The 14,289-nt window shown below is 48.2% G+C and carries 13 protein-coding genes; 8 read left to right on the top strand and 5 right to left on the bottom strand.

What is annotated here, in order from left to right; translation table 11 throughout:
• Window positions 1–26 precede the first annotated feature (26 nt).
• The 4 genes from KWJ01_RS09495 to KWJ01_RS09510 all read right to left on the bottom strand — a co-directional run bounded on the left by KWJ01_RS09495 (window position 27) and on the right by KWJ01_RS09510 (window position 3,055).
• A complete protein-coding gene (locus tag KWJ01_RS09495; RefSeq protein WP_370634698.1) occupies window positions 27–245 on the bottom strand; it encodes a helix-turn-helix domain-containing protein in 219 nt (72 codons plus the stop codon).
• Complete coding sequence (locus KWJ01_RS09500; protein ID WP_224996197.1) at window positions 211–1,164, bottom strand: AraC family transcriptional regulator; 954 nt, start codon at window positions 1,162–1,164, stop codon at window positions 211–213. Before KWJ01_RS09500 ends, KWJ01_RS09495 begins: the two co-directional genes overlap by 35 nt.
• Before the next feature lie 185 nt (window positions 1,165–1,349).
• The gene (locus KWJ01_RS09505) at window positions 1,350–2,627 is read right to left on the bottom strand and encodes an amino acid permease (protein WP_224996198.1); all 1,278 of its coding nucleotides are present in this window, start codon (window positions 2,625–2,627) and stop codon (window positions 1,350–1,352) included.
• Window positions 2,624–3,055, bottom strand: a complete 432-nt coding sequence (locus KWJ01_RS09510; RefSeq protein ID WP_224996199.1) for a DoxX family protein — start codon at window positions 3,053–3,055, stop codon at window positions 2,624–2,626. The genes KWJ01_RS09505 and KWJ01_RS09510 overlap by 4 nt, the downstream gene beginning before the upstream one ends.
• 736 nt (window positions 3,056–3,791) lie before the next feature.
• On the opposite strand from KWJ01_RS09510, the gene KWJ01_RS09515 reads away from it, so the two are divergent.
• Complete coding sequence (locus KWJ01_RS09515) at window positions 3,792–5,528, top strand: mechanosensitive ion channel family protein (protein WP_224996200.1); 1,737 nt, start codon at window positions 3,792–3,794, stop codon at window positions 5,526–5,528.
• Window positions 5,529–5,576: 48 nt separating this feature from the next.
• Entirely contained in the window at window positions 5,577–6,257 is a 681-nt protein-coding gene (locus KWJ01_RS09520; RefSeq protein ID WP_224996201.1) for an NAD-dependent epimerase/dehydratase family protein, read from the top strand.
• Between the two features lie 30 nt (window positions 6,258–6,287).
• Here KWJ01_RS09520 and KWJ01_RS09525 read toward each other — a convergent pair whose 3' ends face one another.
• Window positions 6,288–7,127 (bottom strand): SDR family NAD(P)-dependent oxidoreductase, encoded by an 840-nt coding sequence (locus KWJ01_RS09525; protein WP_224996202.1) that lies wholly within the window; start codon window positions 7,125–7,127, stop codon window positions 6,288–6,290.
• Window positions 7,128–7,438: 311 nt separating this feature from the next.
• Here KWJ01_RS09525 and KWJ01_RS09530 point away from each other — a divergent pair, with 311 nt between their 5' ends.
• From KWJ01_RS09530 to KWJ01_RS09555, 6 genes are all read left to right on the top strand, one after another.
• Entirely contained in the window at window positions 7,439–8,224 is a 786-nt protein-coding gene (locus tag KWJ01_RS09530; RefSeq protein ID WP_224996203.1) for an ABC transporter permease, read from the top strand.
• Window positions 8,225–8,233: 9 nt separating this feature from the next.
• Complete coding sequence (locus KWJ01_RS09535) at window positions 8,234–9,010, top strand: ABC transporter ATP-binding protein (RefSeq protein ID WP_224996204.1); 777 nt, start codon at window positions 8,234–8,236, stop codon at window positions 9,008–9,010.
• A gap of 86 nt (window positions 9,011–9,096) precedes the next feature.
• Window positions 9,097–10,092 (top strand): MlaD family protein, encoded by a 996-nt coding sequence (locus KWJ01_RS09540; protein WP_224996205.1) that lies wholly within the window; start codon window positions 9,097–9,099, stop codon window positions 10,090–10,092.
• A 273-nt stretch (window positions 10,093–10,365) separates the two neighbouring features.
• Window positions 10,366–12,657, top strand: a complete 2,292-nt coding sequence (locus KWJ01_RS09545; protein ID WP_224996206.1) for a TonB-dependent receptor — start codon at window positions 10,366–10,368, stop codon at window positions 12,655–12,657.
• A gap of 10 nt (window positions 12,658–12,667) precedes the next feature.
• A complete protein-coding gene (locus KWJ01_RS09550) occupies window positions 12,668–13,468 on the top strand; it encodes a DUF4249 domain-containing protein (protein ID WP_224996207.1) in 801 nt (266 codons plus the stop codon).
• 106 nt (window positions 13,469–13,574) lie between these two features.
• Entirely contained in the window at window positions 13,575–14,285 is a 711-nt protein-coding gene (locus tag KWJ01_RS09555) for a DUF4197 domain-containing protein (protein ID WP_224996208.1), read from the top strand.
• Window positions 14,286–14,289 lie beyond the last annotated feature (4 nt).

The raw sequence follows: 14,289 nt of genomic DNA on the forward strand, positions 1-14,289 counted from the left end.
AGGTGTGCTACCTTATAAAATAGCACTCATAAAACAGTAGTTTTTCTGAATTCCCCGGGGGTGTTGCCGGTGTATTTCTTGAAGGCAGCATTAAAAGCCGATTTCGACAGATAACCGCTCATTTCAGCAATCTCTTCAATTTTAAGATGACTGTTTCGCGGATCCTGGAGCATATGCCTGGCTTCTGCAATGCGCAGCTGCCCTACATATTCAAAAAAGCTCTTGCCCAGGCTTTCGTTGAGCACCTGCGACAGATAATGGGGGGGTAGTAGAAAGCTGACTGGCCAGGCCTGCCAGACTTGCAGAAGGCTGCAGGTAAAACTTAGTCTGTTCTGCTATCTGCAGGCGTTCCAGAACCTGCTGGCGGTTCTCATCAGAGAGGGTAGATTTTTCATACTTCTGCTGCACCACCGGCTGAAAAAAGGCAGAGTTGGTGAGCATTTTATAGCTGATAAAAAAAAGCTGGAGCGTTAGTAAAACGCCCATCAGGTGGTCTCCCAGGTCGCTTTGAAAGCTGAGCCGCACCACCAGGTACAGCAGCACAGACAGACCAAAGAAACCAATAAGAACTTTTACCCACGACAGGAAATAAGGATTTCCACTACTGCTGTTCCGCTGCCTGTTTACCCACCGGAGCGAGACTGCCATGTAGAGGCTGATGTGCAGCAAAATAAAATACTCCAGGTTGCGGCGTATGTAGAGCGGGTCCTGCTGAAATTTTGTAGCTGTTGCTACAGGTGCTACATCCGGATGCCAGGCATCCAGAAAGGCATTGTATTTTACAGCACCACCCTCCAGCAGAAATAAAAGATGATAGGCGGTATAGAACAGGAATGGTAAAAAATGGAGCAGATCAGTACGGCTGAAGAGGCGCCCGCTCATGCTCCTGATCAGCAGATAAGTAAGCGGTCCTATGGCAAAAACCAGTGGCTCCGAGAAGTCGACCAAGGCCAGCGCCTGTGTTATAAGGCCGGTATAGCCCATGAATATTTCCAGTACAAGTAAGGAGAAACTAAGCACCAGCAGGGCCAGCAGCAGGTAATGATAGGGCTGCCTGTGTTTCTTTGGCAGCAGCAGAAAAAACAGGAAGATGCCCTGCACGATACCGGTAAGCATCAGGGCGGCAAAAAGGTCAAATTTCAAAAATTCGGATAGCTGCGGCATATCAATGCATATTGCACAGGCAAGCTATTTACTTGTCTTATTCAAATATAGAAGTTTAGGCTGAGTCTCACGAATACCCTTCGGGCTAAAAAAACGAATTTTACCCCTGGGCAACATTCATCATGTCAGATCCAAAAATATTCATCAGACACAGCCTGGCTAAATTCATACTCCGGCTTTCCAGATCACCTGGTCTTGCTGTTATAGAGCCGCTGCATCAGCAGACGCAGCAGCAGCCCCAAGACCAGCAGCGAAATACCAGAGAGAATTGTTCGAAGTTCCAGGGATACTGCCATAGCAAGGCAGGTGATGAGGCCGGTAACAGGAATAAGATCGGTGTATAACTTATCCTCTTTGCGCATGCGCATGGCCGCCAGGTTGGCAATGCTGTAATAGAGCAGAATGGTGAAGGAGGCAGCTGAAACAATAAATTCCAGCGTACCGAAAATGCTAAGCAGGATTATGATGGCGCCGCTAAGCAGTATGCCCATGTGTGGCACCTTATGCTCCGGATGCACCCTTTCCAGCACCGCCGGCAGGTCTTTTCTTCGGGCCATGGCAAACATCATGCGGCTTATGCCCAGCAGCTGGCTTAACAGCACCCCCAGCATGGCTGTAGTGGCGCCAACCCCAATAATGAGCAGGATGCCCGGAAGCCTGAATGTACTGGCAGCCGCTCCAAGCGGAGACCTGGTGCTGCTCAACACTTCTGCTCCTACACCTCCCACGGCTACCAGTGCAACCGCTGCATAGAGCAGCACAGATGAAAGCAGGGTAATCATTATCGCCCGGGGAATTGTTTTTTTAGGATTACGCACTTCTTCACCCAGTGTGGCAATGCGGGCGTATCCGGTAAAGGCAAAGAACAGCAGCGCCGAAGCCTGAGCAATTCCACCCCAGCCTTCAGGTGCAAATGGCTGCAGTCTGGCTGAATCAAAGGCAGGCAGGCCCGCAATGATAAAATACAGCAGTGAGCAAAGCGTAATACCCACAATCAGCAGGTTGAGCTTCCCGGCTTTTTTAATGCCATAGTAGTTTGCCAGCATTAAAAACACTGCAGCACAAATGGCTGCTATTTTGGGATTTACTCCGGGAATAAGTGCCGCCAGGTAGGTGCCAAAGCCAATGGCCACCACCCCACCGGCAGAAAGCTTGCTGGCCAGAAACATCCAGCCCGCACTAAAGCCCAGCCAGGGATTTAAAACCTGGTAACCATATTCGTAGGTACCGCCCGATTGCGGGTAAGTGGCTGCCAGCTGTGCCGAGCTTAATCCATTGCAGGTAGCGGCAATACCGGCAATAAAAAGCCCGATCAGGAATGCCGGTCCTGCCACCCCGGCAGCCACACCTGTTACCACAAAGATGCCGGCACCAATAACGGCACCCAGGCCTACGCCTACTGCATCTAAAAGACCTAAGTCCCGCTTTAAGTCTCCGGCTGGTATTGATTCTTCCTTCTTCACCTCTTTTGCTCCTTTTGCAAGGCTGCATCTGCCGACCACCTGCCCCCGCCCCTGATCAGAAGAAAAATACTAACCAACAGCATCGACCAGTCTGTTCTGCTGCCATGCATCATAGACCAGAAGCCTTCGCTGGTAAACAGCGCTGCTTTTGTAGTGGCAATGGCCACTATCATGATAGTGATGAGCGGAATGGCTGCCAGCCTTGTGAACAGCCCCAGCAGGATCAGCAACCCGCACAGCAGCTCGAAACTGCCTACAAAATAACCCAGGAACTGTGGATCCGGTAAGCCTATCTTCTCAAAACGGCCTGCACCCCTGGTATCAGGAAAAAGAAACTTCTGGATTCCCTCTGAAAGAAAAACAGCCCCTACCATCAGGCGGATCAGGATGGTGGTAGCCGCATAATCTGTTCTAAGTACTCTACGCATGCTGCAGTTTTATTCGTATGGAAGTTAACCCTGTTTATCTGAACGATTCACCAAATAAGTATAATCCTAAATTTATTCAGCAGTACCTTTTAAAAAATTAGGTTAAATAACTGGTAGCGCCTGCCCTGCTGCCCCGGAAAAGCAGAAGCACTTACGCTATAAACCTCTGGCATTTATCGCTTAAGCATCAATTCAAAAAAGAAATCATGATCTTTTTAATCAGGCCCTGTCTGAAGAAATAGAGCGCTTTTTGATGAGCTGGAGATATGAGGTATTTGCAGGTTGAACGAGCTGCAGGGCCGTGGTACCCAGCAGGGATAAGCACGGATGGGCACCCACACCTGGCCGGCCTTCATACCATCTATACTTTTGCACCGGAAAACCAGGCACAAAGGCTTACAGAGGCTTTAAATAAACAAAACCAGCAATTGCAGGAACAGGAGCTATAGCCCTTTAGCCGGAGTGTGGAAGTAGCTGTAGCCTAAAGGTTACAGATTAAAATCATGCGAAAAAGGCAAACATTTATGCGGCAACCTCTGTAAAATTGATCTGATCATCAGAAGAAACTGATCTATGTCTTCAGCATTCTTGCCCTGCAAAAACTGCTGATCAATAGTACATACAAAAACTTTAAAAATTAGTTGAGGCTGTATACAGCCTATGTTCATTATCCATGCACCATTCAAAAAAGCTTATCCACCAACATTTTTTTCTCCATTTCTTAGCTTGTGCCCTTTTGCTACTACTGATGCCCTCCACACAGGCACAAGCCCAGTTACTGCCTAATGCCACAAGTGAAGAAAGCCAGGAGCAACCTGCACCGGAATGGCCGGAAGACTCCCTGGGAAGACGCACCCCACGGGGTACTGTATATGGTTTTATCAATGCAGTTGCAAAACGGAATTACAGCAGGGCCAGCCGCTACCTGCACCTGGACCCCGGACTACAGAATAGCCAGGAAGGGGCACGGGTGGCACAGGTGCTGCAACGCCTGCTGGATAGGCGCGGAGACATTATGCCTTACGCCTGGATAAGCAACGACACCACCGGCCGGGTAGACGACAACCTGCCCCCTGGCATTGACCGCGTAGGTACAGTTACCGTAGATGGGGAAACCATAACTTTACTGGTAGAAGAAACAAGAGGTCCTGATGGTGGTCCTATCTGGCTATTTGCCTCAGAAACTGTAGATAGGATTGCGGCTATTACCGAAACCGACAATCTTTTACTTGTTGACAGGTTTTTACCCAGCTTTTTAAAAGAACGGCTGTGGGGGGGTGTACCCATTGGCCACTGGCTGGTAATGGTGGTTCTTTTAGTAGCTGCCTACCTGCTTGCCTGGGGTATTACTTCACTCTTCCTCTACCTTATACGCTTATTGTGGCGCAGGGCGGCTACAGAGCCTACTGCAGGGATCATCAAAGCCTTTGCAGTTCCCATCCGGATTTACTTAACCGTATGGCTGTTTGTATTTTCCAGCCAGGAGGTGGGAATTTCCATCATAGTACGGCAGCGCTTCAGTGAAATAACCATCATCATTGGGCTGCTTGCGCTTTTACTGCTGCTATGGCGCCTTACAGAATTTATCAGCGGGTTTACCGAAAGACGCCTGACCCTTCGGAACCATATCTCCGGTGTTTCTGCGGTACTGTTCTTACGCCGTGTTGCTAAAATAGCCATTGTTTTTTTTGGTATCATTGCCATACTGGGCACCTTTGGTGTAGATGTTACCGCTGGCCTGGCTGCCCTGGGTATTGGCGGTATTGCCCTTGCGCTGGGTGCCCAGAAAACAGTAGAGAACTTTGTTGGCAGCGTTACCCTTATTGCCGATCAGCCAATTCGGGTGGGTGACTTCTGCAAAATAGGCGATACTGTTGGTACAGTAGAACAGATTGGCATGCGCTCTACCCGAATCCGTACCCTTGACAGAACCATTGTAACCATCCCGAACGGAGAGCTATCTTCAACAAAAATTGAGAACTATGCCCACCGTGATCGCTTCCGCTTTTTTACAGTTTTCGGGCTGCGGTACGAAACCACTCCCGACCAGATGCGCTACCTGTTGGTTGAGATGCGTGCTATCCTCTATGCGCACCCAAAAGTAGATCCGGATCCGGCACGGATCCGCTTCATAGAGTTAGGGTCAGCCTCCCTGAACTTAGAGGTTTTTGCCTACATCCACGCCAAAGACTTTAACCAGTTTATGGAGATACGCGAAGACTTGCTCCTGCGCATGATGGATGTGGTGGAGGCAAGCGGCACAGGCTTTGCCTTTCCTTCGCAAACGCTCTACCTTGCACGCGACAAAGGCCTGTCTAAAGAAAAAACCAATCATGCAGAAGAAACCGTCAGGAAATGGCGGGAAGAGGGTGAAATGCAAATCCCTAATTTTGATGCATCGCGTATCAATGAGTTGAAAGGCTCCATCCCCTATCCGCCCCAAGGCTCCGCACAACAGGATAATACAAAATAAGTAATGCACATAGCAAAGACTTACAAAGGCACTCAGACATAAAAATATATGAACAAGCAGTCATTGCCAGGTACCAGGGCAATCATTACGGGTGCTACAGGCATGGTGGGAGAAGGTGTGCTGATAGAATGCCTTAAGGATAATGCAGTTACAGAGGTGCTCGCTATCAGCAGGCGCCCCTGCGGCATTACGCACCCTAAGCTAAAAGAAGTTATCCATACCGATTTTTATGATCTGTCGGCTATTGAAGATAGGCTTGGGCATTATGATGCCTGTTTCTTTTGCGCAGGTGTCTCTTCTGTGGGCATGAAGGAAGCAGAGTACTACAAACTTACCTATGCGCTAACTATGCATGTGGCACAAACCCTTGCAAGGCTTAATCCAGACATGACTTTTTGCTATGTATCCGGAGCCGGAACAGACAGCTCGGAAGAGGGAAAAATCATGTGGGCAAGGGTAAAAGGAAAAACTGAGAACAGCCTGATGGAGCTCCCTTTTAAAACGGTTTACAATTTCCGCCCTGGCTTCCTGGAGCCTACCAAAGGCATGAGGCACGTAAAACAGTATTACAAATACATTGGCTGGTTAACGCCACTTATCAATGCAGTTGCACCAAAATACATTTCCACGCTGCGGGAGCTGGGCAGGGCAATGATCAATGCGGCTACCAAAGGCTATGAAAAGCAAATCCTGGAAGTACCGGATATTAAGGCCTTAGCCAAAATATAAGCTTTTTCAGCGCCTACCCCTACCCTGGCATTACCAGGTTTTCCGCTTACTCTGCTCGATCAGCTGCTCCGATGCCTCCCACAGCTTTTGGGCATTGCCAGTGTTTACCTGCTTATTTTTTTTGCCGGGCTTTCGTTTGTAGTAATACTCTCCCTCTTTCCAGTCTTTTCCCGCCTCTGAAGTAATGAGCCAGACCAGGGTATCTGCTCCTTTTTCAGGCGAGATCATAAACAGGTTTTTCAGGGGCGATTCATAGAACCACTTCACAATGCTGCTTCCTTCGCGGGCAAAACCAGTTGTTACAACCCCCGGATGAAAGGATGCTGCGCGCACCCCCTTAAACCGCCTGCTTATTTCCATGGCATGAAGAATGTTCATTAATTTGGCTGTTCCATAAGCCCGCATGGCACTGTAGCGCTGCTCGCTCTCCGGGTCATCAAAATTGAGCTGCCCCATGGTATTGGCAGCACTTGAGGTATTGATAACGATTCCCTCCGAGGCTTCGAGCCGCTCCCGCAGTAACCGGGTGAGCAGAAAGCCGGAGAGGTGATTGACCTGCAGGGTCATCTCATGCCCGTCTTCCGTCATGCGCCTGTTGGATATAATTCCGCCCACATTGTTAACCAGTACATCTATGCGGGGGTATTTATCGAGCAGGGATTGTGCAAATTGCCTGACAGCAGTAAAACTGGTATAGTCAACCAGGTAGTAATCGCAGTTTAGCTCAGCGGCGAGCCTTTTTGTTTCCCCGGAGCGACCGCTGATTACCAGCTGTGCCCCCATTCCTGTAAGAACCCTGGCTGCTGCCGCACCAATGCCCGAGCTCCCGCCAGTAATGACAATAACTTTATCTTTAAGGTCTTTATTCATTTGCATTCAAACTTTCTATAAAGCATTCTGGAGCGTTAAATGTTATTTTTCTGGTATTCCTGCTTATTATTTTCACGAGTATTGCCAGCCTTTGATAAATATCTGTGATATTTATGTATTACAATTGAGGCTAAGATAAATAACCAGTTCTCTAAAGAATAGTTAGTTCTGTTTTATTTGAACTTAAATTTCCTCCTTATCTTTGCCCTCAATCTTTCCGAGAATAGCCATATATAAGAGCAGTACGCCTCTGTTTGTACACTTTGTGTAAAGAGAGGTATTACGCTGCTGTCAATACTTCCACACTACTTATGAAATCCGGATCAGTTGTTATTTCAAAAAGGATAGATAAGTTCTTTCTAAAACTAAATGACATCTACTTATTTGTTCTACGCTTCTTCAAAGAAGCCTTCCTGCCTCCTTACGAGTTCAGGGAAGTTGTTAACCAGTGTTACGAGCTGGGGGTACGCTCACTGCCCCTTATTTCAGTAACCGGTTTTATCATTGGTATTGTTTTCACCAACCAGTCGCGCCCTTCGCTTGCCGAGTTTGGCGCCACCTCCTGGCTGCCTGCGCTCATGGCCGTAGCAATTATACGGGCACTTGCTCCGCTGGTAACGGCACTCATTGCTTCGGGTAGAGTAGCCTCTAAAATTGGGGCTGAAATAGGCTCCATGAAGGTTTCGGAGCAGATCGATGCCATGGAGGTTTCTGCCATTAAGCCATTCCGCTTTCTGGTGGTAACCCGTGTGCTGGCCACTACGCTCATGATTCCGGCTCTCACCATCTACACTGCTTTTGTAAGCCTGCTGGGCTCCTTCATCAACATCAACCAGCGGGAAGAAACCAGCATTATAACCTTTTTTGAGCAGGTATTTGAAGCCATTACCTACCTGGATGTGTTTTCCTCCATCATCAAGGCCTTTTTCTTTGGCTTTACCATTGGCATTGTAGGCTGCTACAAAGGCTATACCTCCAGCAATGGCACCCAGGGTGTAGGCAAAGCTGCCAATACCTCTGTGGTAATTGCCATGTTCCTGATCTTTGTTGAGGAATTGCTGGCCATGCAGATCATCAATGCAATTCGTTTTCAATAAGCAGCAGCTATGAAGGAAATATTTTCAAAGATCAATCATCAGCACCAGGTGATTTCCATCAGGGGCCTGAAAAAATCTTTCGATGATTTTGATGTGCTTAAAGGTGTGGATATGGAGTTGCGGCAGGGCGAAAACCTGGTAGTGCTGGGCCGTTCCGGTACGGGAAAATCAGTACTGATCAAAATTATTGCAGGCCTGCTAAAGGCCGACGAAGGCACTGTGAACGTACTGGGACAGGAGATCACTAAAATCTCCGAAAGAAAGCTTGACAGCATTCGCCTGAAACTGGGATTTTCTTTCCAGAACAGCGCCCTTTACGATAGTATGTCGGTGCGGGAGAACCTGGAGTTTCCCCTGAAGAGGCATGTTAAAAACTTAAGCCGTAAAGAGATCAACAGCAATGTAGAGATGATCCTGGAGGCGGTAGGCCTTTTGCAGGCAATTGACCAGATGCCTGCAGAGCTATCGGGCGGGCAACGCAAACGCATTGGCATTGCCAGAACCCTGATCCTGAAACCGGAGATCATGCTGTACGATGAGCCCACCGCGGGCCTGGACCCCATTACCTGTATTGAAATTAACAAGCTTATTAACGAGGTTCAGGCAAGATTTCATACCTCTTCTATCATTATTACGCACGACCTTACCTGTGCCAAAACCACCGGCGACAGAATTATGATGCTGCTGGACGGGCAGTTCCGTTACAACGGTACCTTTGCAGACATATTTGCCCACACAGAAGATGAGCGGGTAAAGCTTTTCTATGACTACAACTTTGTTGAGTAATAGGCTAACTAATACACTAAAAAAACACCAAATGCCGGCTCTTTAGCGTTTCGTTCATAACCGGCACCCCAATAAAACATAGAAAGATGAATACAGCAGAAAACAAGCGTTCGGTATTTGTAGGGATTTTTGTATTGATCTCCATAGCCATTTTAGTGGCCGGAATATTCACTTTAGGCGGGCAGCAAAACAGGTTTGAAGAAACCATACGCCTGAAGGCCGCTTTCGATGATGTGGAAGGCCTGCGTAAAGGCAACAACGTTTGGTTTTCGGGTATCAAAGTTGGAAATGTACGGGAAATACGCTTTAATGAAGGCTCCCTGAATGGCGGACCACAGCTCGAAGTGGTAATGCACATAGAGCAGGGCGCCCAGAAGTACATTCGCAAAGATGCCCGGGTGAAGCTTAGCTCCGATGGTCTTATTGGTAACAGAATTCTAACCATTACAGGAGGCAGCACGGCTGCACCCGCTGTAGAAGACGGGGATCTGCTGGCTACAGAAACTGGCCTAAGCACCGATGATATGATGGCTACCCTGCAGGAAAACAATGAAAACCTGGTGAGCATTACCAATAACCTGAAGGAACTAACCAGCAGCCTTAACGAGGGCGAAGGTACCGCAGGGGCCCTGCTGAAGGACACCCAGATGGCCGATAACTTTCGTGCAACGATCAACGACCTGCAGCAGGTGGCTAGTAACACGGTGCGGGCTACGGGTGCTCTTACCCAGTTCACCTCCAAACTAAATTCTTCTGAAGGACTGGCCAACCAGCTGCTCACCGATACTGTGGTCTTCAGCCAGTTAAAGACCTCGGCAGAGCAGCTGCAGGAAACACTTTCTGCAGCAGAAATAATGACCAAAAATCTTACAGAAGCAAGCAATAAGGTGCTTACCACCAATAATGGAATAGGAATATTGCTGAACGACGAGCAATTTGGCACGCAATTGAAGAACACCATGCAGAACCTGGAAACCAGCACAGAGAAGCTGGATGAAAACATGGAAGCGCTTCAGCATAACTTTCTGTTCAGAGGCTTTTTCCGCAAAAGAGCAAAAGAAGAAGCCCGCCAACAGCAATAGTAATAGTAATAGCAGGGGAGCAAGCAAACCTACACAATAGCTGTAGTCACATCATTTAATATACAAGCCTGTTGCATTAAGCATGCCTTGTATAACAGGCTTACATATGGAATGAGGTGCATACAAACTGAATGTACCTATACATTCTTTATTGGTGGCACATACTTCTACGGTTTGCCCGCTCCCCCACAGGGCATAAGCTAAAAAGCAGCAGCAAGCATACACGCTAAAATGAAATCTACCTCTTTTGTACTTTTAATATCATGCTTGCTGATGAGCACGATACCAGTTTTTGCACAGCAGGCAAAACACACCATCAGCGGCACTGTAAAGGATAAAAGCACGGGAGAAACGCTTATAGGGGTAACCATAAGGGTGCAGGAGATGCCCTCTACAGGCACCATCACCAATGAGTATGGTTATTACTCCCTCACCCTCCCCGAGGGTGCCTATACCATTCTGTTCAACTACCTTGGGTACCAGACCAAAAGCCACGCCCTCACCCTAAAGGCAGGCACCAAAATAGATGTTGCCCTTGAGGAAGATGCACAGGAGCTGAATGAGGTTGTGGTAACCGCAACCAGGCCCGACGACAATGTTAAAAACCCGCTGCCCGGCGTGCAAAAGCTGGACATGGCAGAAATTAACAAAGTACCGGTGCTGATGGGTGAAAGGGATGTGCTGAAAACCATGCAGCTGATTCCGGGCATAAAATCGGCCGGCGAAGGCAATGCAGGCTTTTATGTACGTGGCGGCGGCGCCGATCAGAACCTGATTCTGCTGGACGATGCCCTGGTGTACAATGCCTCTCACCTGCTGGGCTTTTTCTCTACTTTCAACTCCGATGCCATCAAGGATGTAACCATCTACAAAGGAGGCATGCCTGCAGAATATGGCGGCCGCCTCTCTTCGGTACTGGATATTACCATGAACGAAGGCAACAACCAGGAGTACCACGTAAACGGGGGCATTGGCATTATATCGGCCAAGCTTAATGTAGAAGGTCCTATTCAGAAAGGAAAGTCCTCTTTCCTGCTTAGCGGCCGCAGAACCTATGCCGATGTTTTCCTGAAGCTGAGCAATGACGAAAATATTTCGAACAGCTCGCTGTACTTCTATGACCTGAATGCAAAGGCCAATTATACTTTCTCTGATAAAGACCGGCTGTTTGTATCTGGCTACTTTGGGCGTGACAAGCTTGGCTTCCGGGATATGTTTGCCATAGACTGGGGCAATGCCACTGCCACCCTGCGCTGGAACCACCTGCTGAATGCCAGGCTGTTCTCCAACACCTCGGTTATTTTTAGTGATTACAGCTACCGCATCGATGTAGATTTTAACGACAATGAAATTGGTATTACCTCCAGGATCAGGGACTGGAACCTGAAGCAGGAATTCCAGTACTTTCCCAACCCGCAGAACACCCTGAAGTTTGGTATTCAGTCGACCTACCATACGGTGGTGCCCGGCGAAATTTCCTACAGCGGACCACAGGCCTTTACCCTGCCGCCGCTGCAGGAAAGGTATTCATGGGAAAACGGACTCTACTTCACCAATAACTGGAATGCAAGCGACAGGCTCGAGCTTGTTTACGGGGCCAGGCTTTCCAGCTTTAGTGTACTGGGTGCCGGAGATTTCTATAGCCTTAACGAGCAGCACCGGGTGGTGGATACCACAAGCTATGGTGCTGGTGAATTTGTAAAGACCTATGTAAACCTGGAGCCACGCCTGTCTGCTGCCTGGCAGCTTAATGATAAATCGTCGGTAAAGGCCTCCTATGCCCGTACCACGCAAAACATGCACCTGCTCTCCAACTCCACCACCTCAAACCCTACCGACAAATGGGTGCCTAGCTCCAACACTATAAAACCGCAGATTGGCGACCAGGTATCGGCAGGCTACTTCCGCAACTTTGCCAATAATAAATACGAGTTCAGCACTGAGGCCTACTATAAGTACATGCAGAACCAGATTGATTATAAAGACGGCGCCGATATTACCAACAGCGATGTGGTAGAAACCGAGCTGCTTTTTGGCAAAGGCAGGGCCTATGGCATAGAGTTTTTCCTCAAGAAGAGATACGGCAGGTTTAACGGCTGGATTGGTTATACCCTTTCCAGAACGGAGCGCCTCATAGAGGGTATCAACGAAAGCAGCTGGTACCCTGCCCGGCAGGACAGAACCCATGATCTTTCGCTGGTGGGTATTTACGAGCTTTCTCCAAAATGGACCCTATCGGCCAGCTGGGTGTACAATACCGGCAATGCAGTTACCTTCCCAAGCGGTAAGTACAGGATCAACGAGCAGGTAGTGTTTTACTATACCGAGCGCAACGGCTACCGCCTGCCCGATTACCACCGCCTGGATGTAGGTGCCACCCTGCAGCTAAAGAAAACAGAACGATTCTCCTCGGAGCTGGTGTTCAGCATTTACAATGCCTATGGCCGGGAAAATCCTTTTATCATCAATTTCAGGGAAAACGAGAACAACCCTTCCATGACAGAGGCCTACCAGGTTGCCCTGTTTAAGCTTGTGCCTTCTGTTTCCTATAACTTCAGATTCTAGCAGCTGCACCATGCAATCCATAAAGCACCTTCCACTTACTATTTTACTGGGCATTCTGCTGCTTGCAGGATGCGAAAAGGTAATTGAAGTAGACCTGAATTCAGCCTCACCAAAGTATGTAATTGAAGCTGTGGTAACTGATGGACAGGGTCCACAACAGGTAAGGATTACCCAGACCAAAAACTTCGATGAGAACAACGATTTTGAAGGCGTAGGCACTGCACAGGTAACCATAGCCGACGATGCCGGGAACAGCAGCCTGCTCTCCTACACTGGAGGCGGGCTGTACGAAACAACAGCGCTTGCCGGCGTACCCGGCAGAACCTATTACCTGACAGTTAATGCCGGGGAAGAAACCTTTACTGCAACCTCTGCCATGCCCGAGCCGGTGGCTCTTGACAGTTTATACATAGAGGAGTTTACAACCTTCGGAGACCCTGTTAAAATTCCGTACATCAGCTACAACGACCCCCCTGTTATCCGCAACTATTACAGGTATCTGCTCTATGTGAACAATGTCAGGGCAAAGTCTATCTACATCAACACCGATGACCGCAATAACGGCAGCCCAGTAGAGCGGCCACTGCCTTATTTTGAGGGGGGTGATGAAGACAGGTTAAAAGCCGGCGATATAATAACAGTTGAGATGCAGTCTATAGAGCAGGCTGTTTATGATTATTTCTTCAGCCTGGATCAAACCATAGAACAGGATGCCGCCACGCCTGCCAACCCGGTTTCCAACATTACAGGAGGCGCCCTTGGTTACTTTAGCGCCCACAGCACACAAACAGCAACGCTAGAGGTGGAATAGAACAAGTAGCTACACAATAAACAGGCTTAGCCATAAAGAACCGGGGATATTAGATTAACAGCCCCTTTACACTCAAATAAAACAGGTACAAACAAGTTATTACAGAATGAAAAAGATCCTTATACTGTCAGTAATGCTGCTGATTGGGCAGTGTGCCATGGCACAGATTAATCTTAAAAAACTAAAGTCTGCAGTAAGCAGCAACAGCCTTTCCACCGAAGAAATTGGCAACGGCCTGAAGGAAGCTTTAACCAAGGGAGCTTCAAAAGGTACTGACCTGGTTTCGCAGACAAATGGTTATCTGAATAATCCCGAAATCAAGATTCCTTTTCCCCAGGAGGTAAAACAGGTGGAAGAAAAGCTGCGGCAGATAGGTATGGGCAGTGAGGTGGATAAATTTGTACTTGCCCTCAACAGGGCTGCAGAAGATGCTGCCAAAGAGGCCAAGCCTATATTTGTATCCGCCATTCAGCAAATGACCATCCAGGATGCCTGGGCTATTTTAAAAGGTGAAGATGATGCAGCAACCCAGTACCTGAACCGCACCACCTCATCCCAGCTTCATGACAAGTTCAAGCCTGTTATTCAGAACTCACTGGAGAAGGTTAATGCAACCCAGTACTACAGCAACCTCATCAATGCCTACAATAAAATTCCTTTGGTAAAGAAGGTTAATCCTGATCTTGATGCCTATGCCACAGACAAGGCAATAGAGGGATTATTTGTGATGGTAGCAAAAGAGGAGAAAAACATCCGGGAAAACCCGGGAGCCAGAACCTCCGACTTATTGAAGAAAGTCTTCAACGCACAAAACTAAGCAG

Origin of the sequence: Cesiribacter sp. SM1, assembly GCF_020178975.1 — a bacterium.
In the GTDB taxonomy this organism is placed as follows: Bacteria; Bacteroidota; Bacteroidia; order Cytophagales; family Cyclobacteriaceae; genus Cesiribacter.

Bases quoted from the DNA above. Each gene is read 5' to 3' on its own strand.
- KWJ01_RS09500 (WP_224996197.1), bottom strand. From the start codon at position 1,164: ATGCCGCAGCTATCCGAATTTTTGAAATTTGACCTTTTTGCCGCCCTG.
- KWJ01_RS09510 (WP_224996199.1), bottom strand. From the start codon at position 3,055: ATGCGTAGAGTACTTAGAACAGATTATGCGGCTACCACCATCCTGATC.
- KWJ01_RS09520 (WP_224996201.1), top strand. From the start codon at position 5,577: ATGAACAAGCAGTCATTGCCAGGTACCAGGGCAATCATTACGGGTGCT.
- KWJ01_RS09525 (WP_224996202.1), bottom strand. From the start codon at position 7,127: ATGAATAAAGACCTTAAAGATAAAGTTATTGTCATTACTGGCGGGAGC.
- KWJ01_RS09530 (WP_224996203.1), top strand. From the start codon at position 7,439: ATGAAATCCGGATCAGTTGTTATTTCAAAAAGGATAGATAAGTTCTTT.
- KWJ01_RS09535 (WP_224996204.1), top strand. From the start codon at position 8,234: ATGAAGGAAATATTTTCAAAGATCAATCATCAGCACCAGGTGATTTCC.
- KWJ01_RS09540 (WP_224996205.1), top strand. From the start codon at position 9,097: ATGAATACAGCAGAAAACAAGCGTTCGGTATTTGTAGGGATTTTTGTA.
- KWJ01_RS09545 (WP_224996206.1), top strand. From the start codon at position 10,366: ATGAGCACGATACCAGTTTTTGCACAGCAGGCAAAACACACCATCAGC.
- KWJ01_RS09550 (WP_224996207.1), top strand. From the start codon at position 12,668: ATGCAATCCATAAAGCACCTTCCACTTACTATTTTACTGGGCATTCTG.
- KWJ01_RS09555 (WP_224996208.1), top strand. From the start codon at position 13,575: ATGAAAAAGATCCTTATACTGTCAGTAATGCTGCTGATTGGGCAGTGT.